Below are 21470 nucleotides of genomic sequence, written 5' to 3'. Positions count from 1 at the left end.
ATTTTACGCCTTCGCGGCACAAAGGTCGCAAAAATAGCTCACAAATAATATGTACGAAGGTAAAAAGGTCATCGTCGTTATGCCCGCTTACAAGGCAGCGCTAACCCTGGAAAAAACATACCACGAAATCCCACATGATTGGGTGGACGAGGTGATTTTGGTCGATGATCATAGCCCGGATAATACCGTGGAAGTGGCGAAAGCGGTAGGGATAAAACACGTGATTCGTCATGATAAAAACCTGGGTTATGGGGGAAATCAGAAGACCTGTTATACGAAGGCTTTAGAGCTGGGTGGTGACATCGTTATCATGTTGCACCCGGATTACCAGTATACGCCGATGTTATTAAAAGCAATGATTTCGATCATCGGGAATGGTTTGTATCCGGTCGTATTTGCCTCCCGTATTTTAGGGAAAGGGGCATTAAAAGGCGGCATGCCGATGTACAAATACATCGCGAATCGTTTGTTGACCTTGTTTCAAAATATCTTAATAGACCAAAAGCTTTCCGAATACCATACCGGTTACCGGGCGTTTTCTCGCGAAGCTTTAGAAGCGGTGAATTTCACGAAATGCGACGATGATTTCATTTTCGATAACCAAATGGTCTTGCAATTATTCTGGAAAGGTTTCGAAGTGGGCGAGGTAACTTGCCCGACGAAGTATTTTGACGAGGCCTCTTCGATCAATTTCCAACGCAGTTCCATCTATGGGCTGGGCGTTTTATGGTATTCAGTCCGTTACCGCCTCGCGAAGTGGGGATGGAAATGGGATTTAATGAACTAAAAAAATCCTCAGACCGTAAAATCTGAGGCTTTTGTTTTAGAAGCGAATACTCGCTCCCAGCAAGAAGTTGAAGCCGGCCTGTGGATAATAGAAGTTCTCTGTCGTCGTCGCTCCCGCATAACGATAGGAATAAGTATAACCATTCGACGAATACATTTCATTCAATACGTTATTAAGCAATAAAGTAAAAGCTGGACCTTTTTTCAAAGCATATTTCAAACGAATATCTTGAGTAGTGTATGCCTTGATGGAACGTGCTTCATTCGACGTGTTGTCCAAGTATTGTTTCCCTACATACTTGCTTAATAAACTCGCCTCGAAAGAACCCATCGTATAAGTCAAGTTATTTCCTGCGATAAGTGCTGGGGAAAAAGCAATATCCGTGTTTTGATGATTCACGAAGGCTATATCATAGGTGTCATAATCAATAATTTCCTCCTTGAATTGACGGATACGGTTTTGGCTTAAAGTCACATTCCCATTCCAAAGAAAGCGCTTCGAAATCTGGTGATTTAGCGAAGCTTCTACTCCTAAACGATAACTCGATTCCACATTTGTCCTTATGGCATCCCCCGTCGAATTAACAGCTCCGGTCAAGACTAGCTGATCCTGGTAATTCATAAAATAACCATTTAACTGAAATCCGTATTTTAAGCCTGAGCGCTCATACCCAATCTCATAATCCTGTAAGTACTCCGGACGAGGTGCGGCAGACGCATTATCGACAAAATCTTGGCGGCTTGGCTCTTTAGATCCAGCAGAAACCGAGGCATATACTTTCGATTGATCTGAAATTAGATGGGTTAGGCCAAATTTGGGGTTAAAAAATGAATAGGTATTATCGGAATCCAAAGGCAAAAACTTATCCGCAGTTCCTAACATGCGGTATCCAACCGTGCGGAATTGTACATCGACATACGCATTCCATACAGCCGAAAAATTAATATTCCCCTTCGCATACAAGTTTAAATCGGTTTTTTGAGATCGGCTCCGGTACCACTCTCTCCCTGGGAATGGATCCTGTAATACCCCAAAATGGCGACCAACGTATCGATTCCATGCACCACCGAAAGTGAACTTAATGTTTTGCGATCCGGTATAATTCAAGGCAAAAGTAGATCCATAAAAATCGTTATCTAACCATTTGCGGCGGATAACATCCACGCTTCTAAGCGAACTTGCAATGACATAATTATTCAGGTCAGCAGATGGTTTAAACTCTTCGAAATACCCGCGACCATACGTATAATGGGCATTTAGATCCAGGTTCCAAGCCTCCGACAACCGGTGATTCGTAATTAATTGCACATGATCTTGGGCATAATTATCCGTCTGATTATCATAGGTATAATAGTTATAGGTACGACCACTTTTCAATAAATTGTCTGCCTCCGCAGCGGTCAAATAATTGCGATCGATATACTCTTGCATTGCCGTCTTCGAGCCATTGATACGACTTTCCGGCGTTCCGTACCAGGATTGGTAGGTCTTTTCATTTCCGGTGAAATAGTTAAAACGAGCAAAGCTTTTGGCCCCAAAATAACCCGCAGAAAAATACGCTGAGAGTAAATTAGATGACGAACGATCGATAAAGCCATCAGAAGCAATACGAGACAAACGCCCATCTAGAGTAAATTTACCCCCTAATAAACCGGACCCTCCCTTGACCGTTGTTTTCAGTGTTCCAAAAGAACCCCCTGATACATTTACTTCGCCATAGGCCTTAGGCTCATAGCTATTCGTCTGCATATTCACCGAACCCCCAAAAGCCCCAGCTCCATTTGTAGACGTTCCCACGCCGCGCTGAATTTGGACGGAATTCACGGAACTCGCAAAGTCCGGCATATTCACCCAATAGGTGCCCTGCGACTCCGAATCATTCACCGGAATACCATTAATGGTTACGTTCACGCGCGTCGCATCAGATCCCCTGATTCGGATTCCCGTATAACCTATACCCGCTCCAGCATCCGAAGTGGTAACGATCGAAGGAGTAAAATTCAATAACATAGGCATATCTTGCCCTACATTACTTTTCCCTAGTTCCGCCGCCGAAACATTCGAATAGGCCATAGCCGAGTTTTCATCTGCCCGAGTGGCTCGAACCACGACTTCATCTTGTAAGAAATTAGATTTTTTCAGCGCGATTTGACTCGCCTGAGCTGCGGCTATTTCCGCTGGCTCATAACCCACAAATCGCACCACGAGGATGGACCCGGAAAAAGCGGAAAGTTTAAATTGTCCTTTCGCATCCGTCACATTCCCTTTCGGACTTCCTTTCACAGAAACAGAGGCGCCCCATAGAGGCGCTTTGGTTTCCAGATCGAAAACGGTTCCTTGTACTTTTTGTGCAAATAGACTTTGCACGCATAAAATAAGCGTAAAAATAAGCGTTGTTGCGTTTTTCATTTAGTTGAAATTTAGCAACAGGTAAAGGAGCCAAATCCTGTTATGATTTAACTTTTAACCCTTACATTGATGATTTTTTCTGAGTTTTTAGTGAAAAAACTCGACAAAATCCCTTCGACGGCACTACCCGCATCAGGTTCAATGGGTATAATCTCAGCCTTTTTTAGAGGCACCCCTTTTTGTAGATACACAAAGATACAAAATTTCCTACCTTTGCAAGCCCTATGTAAATTTTGTGGGGAATTTTTGTACGTATGATCGTCAAAGAATTTCTAAGTATTTATCAAAGCGACGGAATTGTCCAAAGCATTTCTGACAAGATAACTACGTCCAAACCGGGCGAATCCCTCCACCTAAAGGGCCTTTGTGGCTCCCTCGACACCGTTTTGATGTCGGCTCTTTTGAAAGAGCAGGAACCATTTTTGATTATTTGTGAAGAAAAGGAGGAGGCGCAATACATCTACAACGATCTGCAGGCCTTAGTAGGCGACACGTCCGTGATCTTATTTCCGATGTCCCATAAGAAACCTTATGAATGGGAGGAAGTGGACAACGCGAATGTGTTGCTACGAGCTGAAGTGCTCAATATGCTAAGTAATTATGCAGGCCAAAGTCTCGCCATCGTCAGCTATCCTGCCGCGATGACCGAGAAAGTAATTAACCGAAAGTCTTTGGTCAAAAACACCCTATCCATCCGGGTAGGAGATAAAATAGATCGCAATTTTGTCGCAGAAACGCTGAACGAATACGATTTCGAACGAACAGATTTCGTCTATGAAGCGGGCCAATATTCGGTGCGCGGAGGAATTTTAGATGTATTCTCTTACGCCGCTGAATATCCCTACCGATTAGATTTCTTCGGGGATGAGGTCGACAGCATTCGAACCTTCCACCCCGAAACCCAGCTTTCCATCCAATCCGTTTCTGCGATGCACCTCATCCCCGATGTGCAAACGAAACTGATACAAGAAACGCGGGAATCCTTTTTCACCTTTCTACCTGAAAACACGCGGATCTGGATCAAAGATCTGACTATCTTAAGCGATGTTCTGACGGAGAATTTCGAAAAAGGCACGATGGTATATCAGGTGAATTCCACCTCCGACATCAACTTATTAAACAAACCCGAAGAGCGCTGGGAAACGGCGAAAACGATCAAAAAATCATTGCAGGGATTTGTATGCATCGAATTTGGCAAAAGAGCCCACCTGAAAAACTCGAAAACCATCGTGTTTCCTTCGAAGAATCCAGGAGCCTTTCAAAAGGATTTTGAGCGACTCGCCACGACTTTACTCGACAACCAAACCCACGGTTTCCACAATATTATCAGTTCTGAATCCCCGCGGCAATTAGAACGCCTCGAGGTGATTTTTAACGAAATAAATACGAGTATTCAGTTCAAACCCCTTCAAATTTCATTAAGAGAAGGTTTCGTGGACGAGCAAACGAAGGTGGCTTTTTACCCGGATCACCAGCTTTTTGAGCGCTACCACCGCTACAAGGAAAAGAATAAATTCTCTAAGAATAAGGCGCTGACTTTAAAAGAACTTCGCTCTTTACAAGTGGGCGACTTTATGACTCATATTGATTATGGAATAGGGCGTTTTGCCGGATTAAATCTGATCGAAACTTCGAATGGAGAGCAGGAAGTAATACGATTGATCTACCGCGATGACGATGTCTTATCGGTTTCGATCCATTCCTTGCATAAAATTTCGAAATATTCTGGAAAGGAAGGCACGGCCCCGACTATGTCGAAACTGGGCTCGCCAGACTGGGATAACAAGAAATCAAGGGTAAAGAAACAGGTAAAGGATATTGCCAAAGAGCTCATATCCCTCTACGCCAAACGCAAAAATGCCCCTGGCTTCTCTTTCTCTTTAGATACCTATCTTCAAGCGGAACTAGAATCGTCATTCATCTATGAGGATACGCCTGATCAAGCAAAAGCCACGATGGATGTGAAGGCAGATATGGAAAAACCGCACCCGATGGATCGTTTGGTTTGTGGTGATGTGGGTTTTGGCAAGACAGAAATTGCGATACGTGCCGCCTTTAAGGCCGTGGCAGATTCGAAACAAGTAGCTGTTCTCGTTCCTACGACCGTGTTAGCGATGCAACATTACCGGACCTTCCACGATCGTTTAGCCGCATTCCCCTGCAAAGTAGAATACATCAATCGCTTCAAGTCGACTAAACAAATCAACGAAACCTTAGCCCGCGTCGCGAGCGGACAAACCGATATTCTGATCGGAACACACCGTCTAGTGAACAAGGATGTACATTTCAAGAGTTTGGGACTGATGATTATCGACGAAGAACAAAAGTTCGGTGTGAAAGTAAAAGACCGTCTAAAAGAGATGCGCGTAGATGTGGATGTGCTGACGCTAACGGCAACGCCGATCCCCAGAACGCTTCATTTCTCTTTAATGGGAGCACGGGATTTAAGTATTATAGCGACGCCTCCGCCTAACCGCCAGCCAGTGGACACGAAATTGATTGTCTTAACGGATGAAGTTTTGCGCGATGGCGTTCGGGAAGAAATAAGTCGCGGTGGACAGGTTTTTGTCGTTTATAACCGAATCAGCGAATTAGAAAGCATTGCGAATCGAATTTTACGTTTAGTTCCCGATGCTAAAATCGCCGTCGCTCACGGTCAAATGGACGGCGACCAGCTCGAAAAAATTATGATGGGCTTTATTGAAGGTCATTATGATGTGCTGGTGGCAACCAATATCATCGAATCTGGACTCGATATTCCGAATGCGAATACCATATTCATTCTGAACGCTAATAATTTCGGGCTTTCAGATCTACACCAAATGCGGGGTCGCGTAGGCCGTTCGAACAAGAAAGCGTATTGCTTTTTAGCGACGCCCTCTTTGGCGAATTTGACGAGTGATGCGCGCAAGCGTCTGAGTGCCTTAGAGGAATTCTCTGATTTAGGGGATGGAATTAAAGTGGCGATGCGCGATTTGGATATTCGGGGTGCCGGAAACCTGCTAGGGGCGGAGCAAAGTGGCTTTATCAATGATTTGGGCTATGATATGTACCATAAAATTTTAGATGAGGCCGTACAAGAATTGAAAGAAAACGAGTTTAGAAAACTTTTCGAAGTCGATTTAGAGCAGGTAGCAGAAAGCTTGAAAGTGGATTGTACGATAGAGACCGATCTTCGCGTGTTGATTCCAGAAGAATATGTCCAAAGCATCTCCGAGCGTCTCGCCCTCTACACACGTTTGGACGAAATTGAGGACGAAGAAACATTGGCTGTATTTATTAAAGAGATCAAAGACCGTTTTGGGGATATGCCAAACGAGGTCCACGATATGATCGAATTAATGAAGTGTCGCTGGAAGGCTCAGGTTTTGGGAATCGAAAAAATCCAGTTGAAAAACAATAATTTAAAGTTCTATTTCGTTTCATCGGAGTCTGCTCGACCACTCGACCAAAACCTCGTCGTAAAAGTCATTTCCTTCGTGAACACTAAAAAGGGATTGTGCCAATTGAGAGAAAAAGGAGGAAAAATGATCTTACAAATCGATAAGGTGAGTAGTATTAAAGAATTAAATACTATTTTAGTGGATATTTTAGGGTAATTAATACCTTTGCTACTTGATTCTGTTTTATAAAAGGATTATTAAAGGAAAATAAATGAGTACGAAATTAAGATTAATCCTAGGCGTGATTAGCTGTGTGTTTTTACTCACATCCTGCCCTAGCGGACTAAAAAATAGCAATCCGAACAGCCTAAAAGTGGGAAAAAAATCCGCCGTTACAGGCCTAGCTTACAATAGCAAAAAAGGTGGATTCCAAGTCAATAAATCCTATAAAGGACCTATCGTAGGACCTAATTTGGTCTTTATTGAAGGTGGACGCGTCACGTTAGGTGGAGGCGAAGAGGATGTGATGAAGCGTAATGACAACCGTCAGCGCACCGTGACTGTTCAATCCTTTTATATGGATGAAACAGAAATCTCTAACTTACATTACTTAGAATACTTAGATGCCATTAAGCGTGATTCTACGCTGAATGCTTACACGGCAGCCTTACCTGATACTACGGTTTGGTTAGATGAATTAGCTTTTAACGATCCTTATGTGACGCATTATTTCCGTCATCCTGGTTTCCGCATGTACCCAATAGTAGGTGTGACTTGGAAGCAAGCAAATGACTATTCGGCTTGGAGAACAGCGGTGGTGAATAAAAATGTGGCTTTCCCGAAAGGAAAACCAAGAAATCGTAAGAATCCAATAGCGAATATGGAATCAGGTTTAATTCTACCTGAATACCGTTTGCCTACTGAAGCTGAATGGGAATATGCAGCGAAAGCGATGATCGGAACGCAGCAAGAGGATGAAAATCAAGAGAATCAACGTATTTATCCTTGGGATGGACCTTCGATGCGCCAGCCTTTTGGAAGAACACGTGGCCAAATGCTGGCTAATTATAAGCGTGGACGTGGAGATTATTCTGGTTTAGCTGGTCGTTCAAACGATGGAGCGATGATCACAGCGGAGGTTTATGCTTATCCGGCGAATGATTTTGGTTTATATAACATGGCGGGAAACGTGAATGAGTGGACGATGGATACCTACCGCCCATTAACCTTAGACGATGCGAGTGATTTAAACCCAGCGCGTCGTTCTGAAGCACAAGATCTGGCTAAATTATATGATAAAGGAAATTCCCTAATTAACGATAATGCCAAAGTCTACAAAGGTGGATCATGGGCCGATGGACCTTATTGGTTATCCCCAGGTACACGTCGTTATTTAGACAAGGGTGACGCCTCTTCTACGATTGGTTTCCGTTGCGCGATGTTCGCACCAGGCAAACCAACAAAACGATAAAATAAATCTCATTTTAAAGCAGCCAGTGCTAGGAAAGACAATTTCCCCGTACTGGCTGCTTTTATTTTAGCCCCTGCAGCTAAAAAAGTCGCTCCGGTGGTCATCGTATCATCGATGAGCAAAATGCGTAAGCCGTCTAGTTCGTCTGGACGCATTACCTCAAAAACTTCCTCTAAGGTCTGGTAGCGCTCAGCTCGATTCAATCCTATTAGCGAAGCCACTTGTTTCGTTCGCAATAAATGAGCGACAGATAATGGCATTCCAGACTCGTGTGAGATCCCTCTCGCAATACAGGCTGCCTGATTATAGCCTCGCTCTTTCATTCTAGACGGATGTAGCGGCATGGGCAAAATAATATCGTAATCATCTGGAGAAAAGGATCTTCCCACGCAAGTGCCCAGGTATTCCCCTAGTTTCTCCTGACCCTTGTATTTTATTTGATGTAATAAATGCTGGACCTTTCCCCCTTCCGCAAAAAGAAAATAGGCGTGCACTCGATCATATTCTATCAAGCCGTCCAGTTTATGAGATATCCAATTAGGCTGTTCTAGGAATAAACCGGGCTTCGGAAGCTCGAATCGACAAACCGTACATAGCCAGTTTTCTGAGCGAATAAGTACCTGATCGCAGGCTAAACAACATTTGGGATAAAGTAATTGTAAAAAGCTAGTAATCATCTTGAAAAAACTTTTGTATTTAATTAAGTTTCAGTAATTTTGCACCCCTAAAAGAGAACCTAAAACGAAATCATCGAAAGATGTTGTCCAAGTTCTTGGTAATTAAAAAGAGTCTAAAAAAATAGTTCATAATTAACCTTTTAAAATGGCACGCGATTTAAAATTCACTAGAAACATCGGTATTGCTGCGCACATTGATGCGGGTAAAACCACCACTACGGAACGTATCCTGTATTATGCAGGGGTGTCCCACAAAATCGGTGAGGTACACGATGGTGCGGCAACAATGGACTGGATGGAGCAAGAGCAAGAGCGTGGTATCACGATCACGTCTGCTGCAACTACAGTAGATTGGAAATACCGCGATCAAGATTACCACATCAACATTATCGATACTCCGGGTCACGTTGACTTTACAGTAGAGGTAAACCGTTCTTTACGTGTATTAGATGGTCTAGTATTTTTATTCTCTGCCGTGGATGGTGTAGAGCCTCAATCGGAAACGAACTGGCGCTTAGCAGATAACTACAACGTAGCACGTATTGGTTTCGTTAACAAAATGGACCGTTCAGGTGCTGACTTCTTAAACGTGTGTAAGCAAGTGAAAGAAATGTTAGGTAGCTACGCAGTACCACTTCAATTACCTATTGGTGCTGAAGAAGGATTCGAAGGTGTAGTTGACTTAGTTAACTTCCGTGGAATCATTTGGAACGAAGCAGATAAAGGAATGACATTCACTGAGGTACCTATCCCAGATGATATGTTAGAAGAGGCGACAGAATACCGCGAGAAATTATTAGAAGCGGTAGCTGAGTTCGATGAGACATTAATGGAGAAATACTTCGATGATCCTGCTTCTATTACAGAAGACGAAATTTTAGCCGCTTTACGTGCAGCTACGATCTCGATGAAAATCGTTCCCATGCTTTGTGGTTCATCTTTCAAAAACAAAGGTGTTCAAACGATGTTAGATTACGTAATGGCTATCCTACCATCTCCAATGGATAAAGAAGGCGTTAAAGGAATTCACCCAGATACGGGTGCTGAGGTCATGCGTAAGCCAAGTGAAGATGAGCCATTTGCGGCTTTGGCATTTAAAATTGCTACGGATCCTTACGTAGGTCGTTTATGTTTCATTCGTGCGTATTCAGGTAAATTAGATTCTGGTTCTTATGTGTTGAACAATCGTTCAGGAAATAAGGAGCGTATCTCTCGTATCTTCCAAATGCACGCGAACAAGCAAAACGCCATCGACCGTTTAGGTGCTGGTGATATTGGTGCAGTAGTAGGTTTCAAAGACATCAAGACAGGGGATACTCTTTCAGATGAGAAACACCCAATCATTTTAGAAGCAATGGATTTCCCAGAGCCAGTTATCGGTTATGCTATTGAGCCTAAGAAAGCGGCTGATGCAGATAACTTCTCGAAAGCGATCACTAAATTGATCGAAGAAGATCCAACTCTTCAAGTAGAATCGAACGAAGAGACTGGTCAAACGATCATCAAGGGTATGGGTGAGCTTCACTTAGAGATCATCATCGACCGTATGCGTCGTGAGTTCAAGGTAGAAGTGAATCAAGGTGCTCCTCAAGTAGCTTACAAAGAGTCTTTAACGAAGACAACGGAACACCGCGAGGTTTACAAGAAACAATCAGGTGGTCGCGGTAAGTTTGCTGATATCGTATTTGAAATCGGACCAAGAGAAGATGACAAACCAGGTTTAGAGTTCGTTAACAATATCGTGGGTGGTGTAATTCCTCGTGAATTTATCCCTGCAGTTCAAAAAGGTTTCGAAGAAGCAATGAAAAATGGTGCTTTAGCTGGATACCCAATGGATTCAATGAAAGTTCGTTTATTCCACGGATCTTTCCACGATGTCGATTCAGATTCTCTATCATTTGAATTAGCAGCCCGTATGGGTTATAAAGAATCAGCGAAACAAGCGGGTGCAAAGTTAATGGAGCCTATCATGGCTGTAGACGTTGTTACTCCGGACGAATATACTGGACCTATCACAGGTGACTTAAACCGTCGTCGTGGTATCATGAAAGGTATGGATTCTCGTCAAGGCGCTGTAATCTTAAAGGCAGATGTGCCTCTTTCTGAATTATTCGGTTACGTAACAGATTTACGTACCATGTCTTCAGGACGTGCAACTGCATCATTAACGTTCTCTCACTACGAATTTGTTCCACAAAGTCTAGCTGAAGAAGTAGTTAAGAAAGCAAAAGGATTATAAGATTCTTTGCAGATATAGAAAAGCCCGAGCGATTTGTTCGGGCTTTTTTTATGCCAAAACCTCTCATCCGCCCCACACTCAATTCATCCTTGCTCACTATCTTTTGTCTAAAAAGCAGAATTGTTTCCTAGAATGGATGTATTTTTGAATCCTAAATTGATTGCTATGACTAAAATTATTGAGACCCACGCTATTTCCAAACGTTACGTAATGGGCGAAGAAGTGATCGACGCATTAAAAGACGTAACCATCTCTGTAAATAAGGGAGAATATGTAGCTTTCATGGGTCCCTCTGGTTCTGGCAAATCAACCCTAATGAACATTGTAGGTTGCTTAGATACGCCTAGCACAGGTAAATACATCCTGAATGGACAAGATGTATCTGAGATGTCAGAAAATGAATTAGCCTCCGTTAGAAACAAGGAAATTGGTTTTGTTTTCCAAACCTTTAACCTACTTCCCCGCCAATCAGCTTTAGAAAACGTAGCCTTACCACTCATCTATGCGGGTTACTCTAAAAAAGAACGCACAGAAATCGCGATGAATACTTTAAAAGGGGTTGGGTTAGATAACCGCGCCTTGCATAAGCCGAACGAGCTGTCAGGGGGCCAAAGACAGCGTGTAGCCGTGGCGCGCGCCCTAGTCAATGATCCATCGATCTTGTTAGCCGATGAGCCTACGGGTAATCTGGACACAAAGACATCCTATGAAATTATGGATCTCTTCGATCAATTGCATAAAAAAGGCAACACCATCGTCATGGTTACCCACGAAGATGATATTGCCCAATATGCCCACCGTATCATTCGTTTGCGTGATGGTGTCGTTGAATCTGACACGATTAACCACAACGTCAGAAAGATAGAAAAAATCTAAATCTTAATTCGATCTGTTCCGTGAGGAGCTCGTTGCGCTCTTCTTAACCACGTGTTTGCCTCCGCGTCATTAACGAAGTGTTCCTTTTTCGGATCCCATTGCAATTTGCGAGGTATCTTCATCGAAACGTGCGTGATTAAACATACCGAACAAGCGCGGTGCCCAATCTCGATAGGAGATATTGGTTCTTTGCGTGATTCGATACAATCTAGCCAGTTACCGTGTTGGTCTGCAGAGTTGTACAGATGAATCTCCTTTTCGCCGATCACTGATTCTAAAATTTTCGGATCAGAGGCATCTATCGCTTTCGCTCTCACTTTAGAAGTAGGGTCAGAAGGCGTAGCAGCGTAATCTCCCCGAGAAACAAAAATCCATCCCTCAGTTCCTTCGTACCTAATTCCGTTTTGATATCCGCCAGAGGTATACATGGTGATGCCATTTGCATATTCTGCTTTGGACATAAAGTCCCCATGCACATTCCATAATCCTGATTTAGGGAATTCAGCCACTGATTCCACGGAGATAGGACCCGTGTATTCTGTATCCATTCCCCAAGCGGCAGAATCATAGTGATGCTGACCCCATCCCGTAATCATCCCGGCACCAAATTGCTCCATGCGTAACCAACCCGGTCGGTCATACCCAACTTGAGGATGGACTCCAATCTCCGTATAAGGCATTTCAGGTGTAGAACCCAACCACATATCGTAATTAAATCCTTTCGGAATAGGCATGGCTGGAGCTGGTGGTCCTGATGGATCACCAGGTAAACCGATCTTCACCGTATGCAATTTTCCAATCCGTCCATTACGCACTAATTCAGCTGCCTTGCGGAACTGAGAAGAGGAGCGCTGCTGGGTACCCACTTGTAAAATGCGCCCAGTTTTCTGAATGATTTCCGCTAATTGACGACCCTCGTGAATGGTAAGAGAGGTGGGTTTTTGGAGGTATATATCTTTGCCTGCTAAAGCCGCTTCCATCGCTGGTTGTGCATGCCAAAAATCAGGTGTACTGATCATCACCGCATCAATGTCTTTATTCAAAAGCATCTCTCGGTAATCATCGTACATTTTCACATCGATGTAATTTGCCTGACCTGTTTTCTTCGTGTAATATTCTTCCACTAATTGCTTGGTCTCTTCGGTACGGTGGCGATCTAAATCACAAACCGCCATTATTCTAGCTTTTTCAAATTTCCAGGTACTTGGCAAATCATGCGTACGGGCGATTCTACCGCAGCCGATTTGTGCAATATTAATCTTGTTACTCGGGGCATCTTTGCCACCCAATACGTTCGCTGGAACAATGGTAGGGAAACCCCAAGTACCCACTGCGCCCAAGGCGAAATTTTGAACAAATTTCCTTCTTTTCATTATTTCAAGGTTATTTTAGTGGCTTGCGCCTGTGCTTTCAATGCTAGTTCTGTTGCTAAAAAACAATGCTCCTGAGTCATCGCCGTATCGGTACGATTCACCACATCATCCACGACTTTTTGTCCATGGTTTAATTCCACATTCTTGCAATCTACATACAGCGTTTCCTTATTATTCACCACATATAAATGACTTCCTAATCCATGAGGAGAGGCAATATCGGTGTTCTTCCGAATTTCCATAAAACCTTCCGTTCCTAAAATCGTCAAACGTCCATCTCCCCATGTATTCAATCCATTGGGGGTAAACCAGTCGACCCGGATATAACCAGAGCCGCCATTTCCTTGCAGCATCAAATCTCCAAAATCCTCGAATTGCGGGTATTGCGGATACGTATAATTCGCGACTTGAGAAGCAACAACCTTCGCGTCTTTAGATCCCGTAAAATGTAAGAACTGGTCTACTTGGTGAGATCCGATATCGCAGATGATACCACCATAATATTGCTTATCAAAGAACCAAGCTGGACGCGCATTCAAACTGATGCGGTGAGGGCCGGTTCCGATGGTTTGAATTACTTTACCGATCATTCCTGTAGCCACTAATTCGCTGGCTTTCTCTGTCGCTTTATTCTCAAAACGTTCGCTATACGAGATGGAATAGATGCGTTTGGTGGCTTTTTGGACTTTACGAACCTCCGCTAATTGTGCTAAACTCGTAATGCCTGGCTTATCTACCATATAATCCTTTCCATGTTGCATGGCGCGAATGCCTAAGGGCGCGCGCTCTACTGGAGTAATCGAACTTAATATCAATTGAATAGAGGAATCCTCTAAAATCTCGTTTTCAGATGCTGCTTGCTTTACGCCTGGGAATCTAGTGGCAAAGTCTTTGGCTAAATCCGCTTCCTTCGCATAAAAAGAAACCATTTCCCCTCCACCTTTGATAATAGAGTTTGCCATACTAAAGATGTGGGCATGGTTAATGCCAATTACCCCAAACTTAATCCGTGGAGCGATGATACGTTCCGGCATTTCTGGAGCAAATGTTTTCGTGACATCTTTAAAAGAACTAGGCAAAAAGGCCATTCCGCCTAACATACTCGCATTGTGCAAGAATTCTCGGCGATTCGAAGCGGTAGATTTCATTTAAATAAGTTTATTTATCTACAAAAGTAAAATTCTAGCCGATATTACTGATATGTGGACATAAAAAAAGCTGCTCATTTCTGAACAGCTTTCTTATTATATAAAAAATTTCAAACCTATTTTTTCTTCTCCTATTTTTTCTTCTCTTTAACACGTGCCGCTTTTCCTTGCTTACCACGCATGTAGTATAAACGTGCACGACGTACTTTACCACGACGTAATACTTCAATTTTGTCCACGTTTGGTGACAAGATTGGGAAAATACGCTCAACACCGATACCGTTAGAAATCTTACGTACCGTGAATGATTCACCAGCACCAGAATTTTTACGTTGGATTACTAAACCTTGGAAAACCTGAACACGTTCTTTGTTACCTTCACGAATTTTTACGTGTACGTTAACCGTGTCACCAGCAGCGAATTCTGGATGCTCTCCTCTACGTGCTGCGTTTTCTTGCTCTACGAATTTAATTAATTCACTCATCTGAACTATGTATTTTGGATGATTATCAGCGCTTAGCGGCCCACTTGTGCATAAGATCGTCTGATTCGGGTTGCAAAGATAGGAAAAATATTTCTTTCCAAAAACAATTGCCTACTTTTTACCTTTAATTGACTGAACAAAATCAACGATTTCAGCCCGAAAGTGAGTCGCTTGCCCAATTAACTTCACGAAAGCGCTACCAATGATGGCTCCAGACGCATTTTTAGATGCTTTCATAAAACTCGAATGATCAGAAATACCAAAGCCAATTAAGCGAGGGTTTTGTAAGTTCATTGACGCAATACGTTCGAAATAAGTCTCTTGATCGGATGAAATACCTGTTTTCGCTCCCGTTGTACTCGCGGAGGAAACCATGTAGATGAATCCATTGGATACGGAATCGATGTGACGAATACGCTCATCGGTCGTTTGAGGCGTGATTAAAAAGATATTAAATAGGCCATGCGCTTCAAAAATTGCCTTGTATTCACGCTCGTATTCTGCCATCGGCAAATCCGGAAGAATTAATCCATCGATGCCTATCGCGGCACATTTGGCACAAAATGCCTCCACCCCATATTGTAAAACCGGATTGATATAGCCCATTAAAAGTACAGGAACGGTGATCGTTTGACGCAAATCTTTTAATTGCGTAAACAAATGCGCTACACTCATCCCTTGATCTAGTGACGCTTGATTTGATTGCTGAATGGTTTCCCCATCTGCAACTGGATCAGAATAGGGCATTCCAATTTCGATGATATCTACTCCCCCTTCTTGCAGAGCGGTTAAAATCGTCATCGTATCTTCGAAATGTGGATATCCCGCCGTGGTATAGACATTCAAAATAGGCTCGGTAGCCTTGGAGAATAGGGCAGAAATTCGGTTCATTTTAGTCATTCAAATTTAAATGTTTTTGGTAGGTAGCTAAATCCTTATCTCCTCTACCTGAAAGGTTTACCACTACGATTTCATTCGGTTTTGCTTGTAATTTTTCGAATACGGCCAAAGCATGCGCCGTCTCCAAAGCCGGAATAATACCCTCTAGCTGAGAGCATTCCACGGCTGCGACTAAAGCCTCCTCGTCCGTTACACCATAATATTTTCCACGACCCGATTCGAATAAATGCGCATGCATAGGCCCAATTCCTGGGTAATCTAATCCCGCTGAAATCGAATAGGGTTCGATCACCTGACCATCTTCCGTCTGCATTAACAAACTCTTACTGCCGTGTAATACGCCCGATTTTCCTAAGAAAGTCGTAGCGGCAGAATGACCCGAATTCACTCCTTTGCCTGCTGCCTCCGCGGCAATTAATGCGGTGCGGGGTTCATCTAAAAAATGGTAAAAAGCACCTGCAGCATTCGACCCACCGCCTACGCAAGCAATCACGTAATCGGGGTAATCTCTGCCTTCTTTTTCTTGTAGTTGTGTACGTATTTCGGCTGAAATGATGGATTGAAAACGTGCCACCATGTCTGGATAAGGGTGTGGCCCCACTACAGAACCGATGATATAATGCGTATCAACCGGATGATTAATCCAGTGTCTCATCGCCTCATTTGTTGCATCCTTTAAGGTTTGTGAACCCGATTTTGCGGCCACCACTTGAGCGCCTAACATCCGCATACGCGCCACGTTCGGGGCTTGTCTTTCGATATCGATGGCACCCATGTATACAATACATTCCATGCCCATTAAGGCACAAACCGTAGCTGTCGCCACGCCGTGTTGACCGGCACCCGTTTCTGCAACGATCTTATTTTTACCTAGACGCTTGGCTACCAGAATTTGGCCTACCGTATTATTCACTTTATGCGCCCCTGTGTGACACAAATCTTCGCGTTTTAAATAAATGTTCGTGTTGTATTTAGCTGACAAACGCTCCGCCTTAAATAAAGGCGTAGGTCGACCCACAAAATCTTTTAACAAAGCATCGTACTCTGCCTGAAACACAGGATCGGCTATGATATCTAAATAACGGGAACGTAATTCTTCCACATTTGGGTACAACATTTCGGGGATAAAAGCTCCACCAAAATTTCCGTAATACCCCTGCTCATCTACTTGAAATGACATATCTATTGTTGTTTTACTAGTTCTTTTACCTTCTCGACATCCTTTAATCCAGGACTCACTTCGAGTTTACTATTAAAGTCCAAAGCATACAAGCCTGGAAAATTCTTCACCTTCTGCACATCTTCTGTTTGCAATCCTCCCGCTAAAAAATAGGGAATATCCAGGGTATAATGAGCTAAAAGAGACCAATCAAAATGTTCTCCCGTTCCTCCTACTTGCGCTCCTTTTTTCGTATCAAATAGATAGAAATCCGGCGTATCTGTCAGATCTAAATCGGCTGCCTCACCCACACTAATCGCCTTGATTACGTATAATCCGGCAGTGTGTAAGGCGTCTATTTCTTTTTGACCTTCTTCGCCATGCAATTGCACGTAAGAAAATCCAGCTTTTTTCGAAAGAGTAATAATGGTATCTGTGGATTCATTCACAAACACCCCTACCGCCTTCGTTTTTTCAGGCAATGCTGGAATCACAAAATCTGCACCTACATAACGTGGCGATTTAGCTGCCCAAATAAAGCCCATAAAGTCCGGCCCTAAAGCCGCTACTTCTTGGATATTGTTGGGTTCCCGCATGCCACATACTTTCCAGCGCATCATTCCTATCGTATAAATTCGCTTAAGGCTTTCCCCGGATTATCAGTCTTCATGAAGCTTTCGCCTATCAAAAATCCGCGGTAACCATAGTTTTTCAATTCAGTAATAATCTCAGGTCCAGAAATGCAACTCTCGGAAACTTTGACGAATTGCGCTGGTATTTTATCTGCCAAAACCTTTGAAGCCTCCACGTTTTGCTCGGAGAAATTCTTCAGGTTTCGGTTATTCACACCTACCACGGAAATATAATCTCCTAGGGAACGATCCAATTCTTCTTGATCGTGCACCTCGAGTAGAGTTTCCATACCTAATGAACACGCTAGCGTTCCTAATGTTTTGATTTCGGATGGACTTAAAGCTGCTGCAATTAATAAAATAACATCAGCTCCCATGGATTTTGCTTCGATGATTTGGTATTCATCAATCATGAAATCCTTGCGCAAAATGGGCGTATTCGGATTCGTACGACGCGCTAATTCAAAATCAGCATAGGTTCCGCCAAAATAGGATTCATCCGTCAACACCGATAAACAAACCGCTCCCGCCTCCACATATCCTCGTGTAACTACATCCACCCCTATACGATCATTTATTATGCCTTTCGAGGGTGATTGCCGCTTAAATTCAGCAATGACTCCCGTAGAAGCTGGCTGAACTAAAGACATAGACAAAGAATGACAAGCGCGCGCAAAAAATCCTTGTTTTTCGAGCTGCGCAGTCGTGGTGCGTGCTTTACAAGCGGCAACTTCCTGTCTTTTGGTGGATATGATTTGGTCTAATATGTTCATCTTAATCCATTATAAATTTCTTGAAGGCCTGGAAAGCACGACCACTTTCTAAGGATTCCTTCGCTAAGGCATAACCTTCTACTAAGCTCCCCGCCTTACCTGCGACATACAATCCAGCCCCGGCATTCGCTAAAACGGCTTGCGTTTGAGCAGGGGTGCCTTCGCGCTGTAAAATCTTATATAACATGTTCGCTGATGCCTCCGCAGTAGAACCTCCGAACAGTTCAGATTGTGCTACCACTTCGCAGCCAATATCTCCTGGATTGTAGATAGATGCCCCAGCTGGGGTAGTTAAACGAAAGGCAGAGGTTAAGGAAATTTCGTCATAACCGTCTTCGGCATATACGATTCCATATTGTTTGCCAGAGCCCGCGAAAAATCCTTCATATAATTGAAAGGCTTCAAGTGAATAAACACCAGAAATTTGCTTTGTTATTTTGGCCGGATTTAACAAAGGCCCTAGTAAATTAAAGAAGGTCTTCATCCCTAATTCCTTGCGGATAGGCCCCACGAAGCGCATGGCTGGATGGAAAAGAGGTGCGTGCAAGAAGCACATGCCCGACGTTTCCATCTTGCGTTTCAAGATCTTCGGATCATTATTAAATTTCAATCCCAAAAACTCCAAAACCGTCGACGACCCTACTGAAGAGGAAACGCCGTGATTACCGTGTTTGGCGATTTTTTGGCCTGCGCCTACGATAATGAAGGACGAGGTTGTTGAAATATTAAAAGTATCTTTTCCATCGCCACCCGTTCCACACACATCCATGGCGTCGAACTCCGATAGATCCACCGCAACGGCTAATTCCATCATCGCTGAAACGAATCCTTTCAGCTCATCCACTTGAATCGGGTTGAACCAATACGAAGATAAAAATGCGGCGATTTGACTCGGATTTATTTCTCCTTGCCCAATGCGCAGCAAAATCTCTCTTGCTTCGTGTTCTGGTAGTGTTTCTCCTGCAGCCCGTCTATTTAATATATTTTTCATTCTTATTTCATCCAATTTTTAATCATTTGCAATCCATGTTGCGTTAAAAACGCCTCCGGGTGGAATTGCACCCCGCGCACATCGTATTTCGAATGCGCCTCCGCTAAAACAAAGCCTTTATCATCTTCGGCCGTAATCTTTAAATCGCTTGGCATGCTCGAAGGAACCACCGTCCATGAATGGTAACGGCATACTTCGAAGCGCGATGGAATATCTAAGAACAAGCGTTCGCTCGGATCTGTCACCACACATTCGGTGGTTACCCCGTGCAAAACCTCGCCCATATTATTTAATTGAGAGCCAAAAGCCTCCGCAATCGCCTGATGCCCTAGGCAGACACCGAGGATTTTTTTGGTCGACTTATATTCTTTCAATAAATCCATCATAATTCCTGCTTCCGACGGAATCCCAGGACCCGGCGACAACAAGATTTGATCGTATTTACCCACTTCCTCGAGAGAAATTTTATCATTGCGAAACACGTCCACCTCTGCGCCTAATTCCTTCAACAGGTAGACCAGATTATAAACAAAGGAATCGTAATTATCTATTACTAGTACTTTCATATCCTTAAGCTAAATTTTCTGCCACCTCTAATGCTTTACGCAAGGCGGCTAGTTTACTGTGAATTTCCTGCATCTCACTTTCCACGACGGACTTAGCGACTACGCCCATGCCCGCTTGGAAAAACAAGGTGTCTCCTTTACTTAAAAACGTACGAATCGCGATGGCGTGATTGAAATTGCCTTCGAAATCCATAAATCCAATCGCCCCACCGTAAATAGCCCGATTCGTAGGCTCTAAACGGTTGATGATGGTCATGGCGTTATGCTTCGGCGCGCCGCTTAAAGTCCCGGCTGGAAACGTATCCGCTACCATTTGGAGAGGATTCACTCCCTTTTGCAAGTGCCCAGTCACTTTAGAAACCAAGTGAATCACGTGCGAGAAGAATTGTACTTCTTTAAACGTCTCCACTTTGACATTATCTGCCGAACGACTTAAATCGTTACGCGCTAAATCCACTAACATGACGTGTTCCGCCGATTCTTTCGGATCCGCAATTAAAGCCTGCGCTAATTCCGCATCGCGGGCATCATCGCCAGAACGTCTAAACGTTCCCGCAATCGGATGAATCTCTGCGACAGAACCCTGAATCTTGATTTGTTTTTCAGGCGATGCCCCAAAAATTCGGTATTCCTCATAATCAAAATAGAACAAATAAGGCGATGGATTTACCGAGCGAAGTGCGCGGTAGACTTGAAAATCATCGCCCTGGAATTTTTGGGCAAAACGTCTGGAAGGAACTATTTGGAAAACGTCCCCGCGTAAACAGTGTTTAATACAGGTATTGACGATTTCACGCGTTTGCTCTTCCGTTAAATTACTTACCTCTTCCCCTTGACGTGCGAAAGACGCTGTCGCATAATGCGGCATATCTAACAAGTAGGTAATCGTGTCAAAGGAGGGCTCAGAACCATCATAGCTATGCGCGTAGAGGCTCATTTGGTTATTAAAATGATTCACCGCCACCACGTAACGGTATACATAATAACGAATGGAAGGAATTGCTGATTCGGGATTTTTCGCTTGAATATCGATATCCTCGAAATAGGTGACCGCATCATAGGATATATGGCCAAAAAGCCCGTTCGCCATCGGTGAATCCCCTTTTTCTTTCTTAAAATCAAAGCGATCGGCGAAACTCTTTAAGGCTGCGACTGCATCGTGGCGATTCTCAAGTGTGAAATTTTCCTGCGTTCCGTCAGGAAACGTTTGGGTGACTTTCGAATCCGTTAGTTCAAAACGAGCGATCGGATCAAAGGCGATATGAGAAAAACCATGTTCCTTCCCATGGTAATCCGCCGATTCCAGGATAACCGAATTCTTATAGTTTTTTCGAATCTTCAAAAAGATTCCAATCGGCGTCAATGTATCGGCCAAAAGTGTTTTCCGTGAAGTTCTTATTTTTATGCTAGACATGTTTCAAAGGGCAAAATTAATAAAAAAAGGCTTACTGTCGAACAGCAAGCCTTTAGTAAACATATCATGTACACACAGCGAAACTGTTCAGGGATTATTATCCTTGCCACCAGTTTTTGTTGTATGTTGCTTTTGTCATTGTGTTGTTATTTGATACAAATGTAGAGTGAAATCCGTAAAATCAAAA

17 protein-coding genes and 1 riboswitch are annotated in these 21470 nt (G+C 43.4%); of the genes, 5 read left to right on the top strand and 12 right to left on the bottom strand.

Going from position 1 to position 21470, the window contains the following annotated elements; all coding sequences use genetic code 11:
• The first annotated feature begins 49 nt into the window (after window positions 1-49).
• Window positions 50-787: a glycosyltransferase family 2 protein gene (locus tag ACST13_RS05390; protein ID WP_459522193.1), complete on the top strand. Its 738-nt coding sequence runs from the start codon at window positions 50-52 to the stop codon at window positions 785-787.
• A gap of 36 nt (window positions 788-823) precedes the next feature.
• Here the strand turns inward: ACST13_RS05390 and ACST13_RS05385 are convergent, their stop codons facing one another.
• The gene (locus ACST13_RS05385) at window positions 824-3196 is read right to left on the bottom strand and encodes a TonB-dependent receptor (RefSeq protein ID WP_459522192.1); all 2373 of its coding nucleotides are present in this window, start codon (window positions 3194-3196) and stop codon (window positions 824-826) included.
• Window positions 3197-3288: 92 nt separating this feature from the next.
• Window positions 3289-3383: riboswitch (TPP riboswitch) on the bottom strand.
• 67 nt (window positions 3384-3450) lie between these two features.
• Here ACST13_RS05385 and mfd point away from each other — a divergent pair.
• Together mfd and gldJ are read left to right on the top strand one after the other, a co-directional pair.
• Entirely contained in the window at window positions 3451-6795 is a 3345-nt protein-coding gene (mfd, locus tag ACST13_RS05380; RefSeq protein WP_459522191.1) for a transcription-repair coupling factor, read from the top strand.
• 55 nt (window positions 6796-6850) lie between these two features.
• Entirely contained in the window at window positions 6851-8050 is a 1200-nt protein-coding gene (gldJ, locus tag ACST13_RS05375; protein WP_459522190.1) for a gliding motility lipoprotein GldJ, read from the top strand.
• 8 nt (window positions 8051-8058) lie between these two features.
• Here the strand turns inward: gldJ and ACST13_RS05370 are convergent, their stop codons facing one another.
• Complete coding sequence (locus ACST13_RS05370) at window positions 8059-8727, bottom strand: ComF family protein (protein ID WP_459522189.1); 669 nt, start codon at window positions 8725-8727, stop codon at window positions 8059-8061.
• A 145-nt stretch (window positions 8728-8872) separates the two neighbouring features.
• On the opposite strand from ACST13_RS05370, the gene fusA reads away from it, so the two are divergent.
• Both fusA and ACST13_RS05360 read left to right on the top strand, forming a co-directional pair.
• Window positions 8873-10966, top strand: coding sequence for an elongation factor G (gene fusA, locus ACST13_RS05365; RefSeq protein ID WP_459522188.1), 2094 nt, complete (start codon window positions 8873-8875; stop codon window positions 10964-10966).
• Window positions 10967-11131: 165 nt separating this feature from the next.
• Window positions 11132-11842, top strand: coding sequence for an ABC transporter ATP-binding protein (locus ACST13_RS05360; RefSeq protein WP_459522187.1), 711 nt, complete (start codon window positions 11132-11134; stop codon window positions 11840-11842).
• Here the strand turns inward: ACST13_RS05360 and ACST13_RS05355 are convergent.
• The 10 genes from ACST13_RS05355 to ACST13_RS05310 form a co-directional block, all read right to left on the bottom strand.
• The gene (locus ACST13_RS05355; RefSeq protein ID WP_459522186.1) at window positions 11839-13215 is read right to left on the bottom strand and encodes a Gfo/Idh/MocA family protein; all 1377 of its coding nucleotides are present in this window, start codon (window positions 13213-13215) and stop codon (window positions 11839-11841) included. The two genes, ACST13_RS05360 and ACST13_RS05355, sit on opposite strands and share 4 nt — an antisense overlap.
• Window positions 13215-14363 carry a Gfo/Idh/MocA family protein gene (locus ACST13_RS05350; RefSeq protein WP_459522185.1) on the bottom strand — a complete coding sequence of 383 codons (1149 nt, stop codon included), beginning with the start codon at window positions 14361-14363 and terminating at the stop codon, window positions 13215-13217. The genes ACST13_RS05355 and ACST13_RS05350 overlap by 1 nt, the downstream gene beginning before the upstream one ends.
• 131 nt (window positions 14364-14494) lie before the next feature.
• On the bottom strand, window positions 14495-14848 hold the full coding sequence (gene rplS, locus ACST13_RS05345) for a 50S ribosomal protein L19 (RefSeq protein ID WP_459522184.1): 354 nt from the start codon (window positions 14846-14848) through the stop codon (window positions 14495-14497).
• 111 nt (window positions 14849-14959) lie between these two features.
• Entirely contained in the window at window positions 14960-15739 is a 780-nt protein-coding gene (trpA, locus tag ACST13_RS05340) for a tryptophan synthase subunit alpha (RefSeq protein WP_459522380.1), read from the bottom strand.
• Between the two features lies 1 nt (window position 15740).
• A complete protein-coding gene (gene trpB / locus ACST13_RS05335) occupies window positions 15741-16928 on the bottom strand; it encodes a tryptophan synthase subunit beta (protein WP_459522183.1) in 1188 nt (395 codons plus the stop codon).
• 2 nt (window positions 16929-16930) lie between these two features.
• Window positions 16931-17527 (bottom strand): phosphoribosylanthranilate isomerase, encoded by a 597-nt coding sequence (locus tag ACST13_RS05330; RefSeq protein WP_459522182.1) that lies wholly within the window; start codon window positions 17525-17527, stop codon window positions 16931-16933.
• Window positions 17528-17529: 2 nt separating this feature from the next.
• Window positions 17530-18312: an indole-3-glycerol phosphate synthase TrpC gene (trpC, locus tag ACST13_RS05325; RefSeq protein ID WP_459522181.1), complete on the bottom strand. Its 783-nt coding sequence runs from the start codon at window positions 18310-18312 to the stop codon at window positions 17530-17532.
• 1 nt (window position 18313) lies between these two features.
• A complete protein-coding gene (gene trpD, locus ACST13_RS05320) occupies window positions 18314-19303 on the bottom strand; it encodes an anthranilate phosphoribosyltransferase (RefSeq protein WP_459522180.1) in 990 nt (329 codons plus the stop codon).
• A gap of 2 nt (window positions 19304-19305) precedes the next feature.
• Window positions 19306-19869, bottom strand: coding sequence for an anthranilate synthase component II (locus ACST13_RS05315; RefSeq protein WP_459522179.1), 564 nt, complete (start codon window positions 19867-19869; stop codon window positions 19306-19308).
• Window positions 19870-19873: 4 nt separating this feature from the next.
• Window positions 19874-21283, bottom strand: coding sequence for an anthranilate synthase component I family protein (locus tag ACST13_RS05310; RefSeq protein ID WP_459522178.1), 1410 nt, complete (start codon window positions 21281-21283; stop codon window positions 19874-19876).
• Between the last annotated feature and the right edge of the window lie 187 nt (window positions 21284-21470).

It is taken from the genome of Aquirufa sp. A-Brett2-W8 (assembly GCF_054558755.1).
This window is presented reverse-complemented; position numbering and strand designations above follow the sequence as displayed.

Coding starts and splice junctions, on each gene's coding strand:
- ACST13_RS05390 (WP_459522193.1), top strand. CDS start 50: ATGTACGAAGGTAAAAAGGTCATCGTCGTTATGCCCGCTTACAAGGCA.
- ACST13_RS05385 (WP_459522192.1), bottom strand. CDS start 3,196: ATGAAAAACGCAACAACGCTTATTTTTACGCTTATTTTATGCGTGCAA.
- mfd (WP_459522191.1), top strand. CDS start 3,451: ATGATCGTCAAAGAATTTCTAAGTATTTATCAAAGCGACGGAATTGTC.
- gldJ (WP_459522190.1), top strand. CDS start 6,851: ATGAGTACGAAATTAAGATTAATCCTAGGCGTGATTAGCTGTGTGTTT.
- ACST13_RS05370 (WP_459522189.1), bottom strand. CDS start 8,727: ATGATTACTAGCTTTTTACAATTACTTTATCCCAAATGTTGTTTAGCC.
- fusA (WP_459522188.1), top strand. CDS start 8,873: ATGGCACGCGATTTAAAATTCACTAGAAACATCGGTATTGCTGCGCAC.
- ACST13_RS05360 (WP_459522187.1), top strand. CDS start 11,132: ATGACTAAAATTATTGAGACCCACGCTATTTCCAAACGTTACGTAATG.
- ACST13_RS05355 (WP_459522186.1), bottom strand. CDS start 13,215: ATGAAAAGAAGGAAATTTGTTCAAAATTTCGCCTTGGGCGCAGTGGGT.
- ACST13_RS05350 (WP_459522185.1), bottom strand. CDS start 14,363: ATGAAATCTACCGCTTCGAATCGCCGAGAATTCTTGCACAATGCGAGT.
- rplS (WP_459522184.1), bottom strand. CDS start 14,848: ATGAGTGAATTAATTAAATTCGTAGAGCAAGAAAACGCAGCACGTAGA.
- trpA (WP_459522380.1), bottom strand. CDS start 15,739: ATGAACCGAATTTCTGCCCTATTCTCCAAGGCTACCGAGCCTATTTTG.
- trpB (WP_459522183.1), bottom strand. CDS start 16,928: ATGTCATTTCAAGTAGATGAGCAGGGGTATTACGGAAATTTTGGTGGA.
- ACST13_RS05330 (WP_459522182.1), bottom strand. CDS start 17,527: ATGATGCGCTGGAAAGTATGTGGCATGCGGGAACCCAACAATATCCAA.
- trpC (WP_459522181.1), bottom strand. CDS start 18,312: ATGAACATATTAGACCAAATCATATCCACCAAAAGACAGGAAGTTGCC.
- trpD (WP_459522180.1), bottom strand. CDS start 19,303: ATGAAAAATATATTAAATAGACGGGCTGCAGGAGAAACACTACCAGAA.
- ACST13_RS05315 (WP_459522179.1), bottom strand. CDS start 19,869: ATGAAAGTACTAGTAATAGATAATTACGATTCCTTTGTTTATAATCTG.
- ACST13_RS05310 (WP_459522178.1), bottom strand. CDS start 21,283: ATGTCTAGCATAAAAATAAGAACTTCACGGAAAACACTTTTGGCCGAT.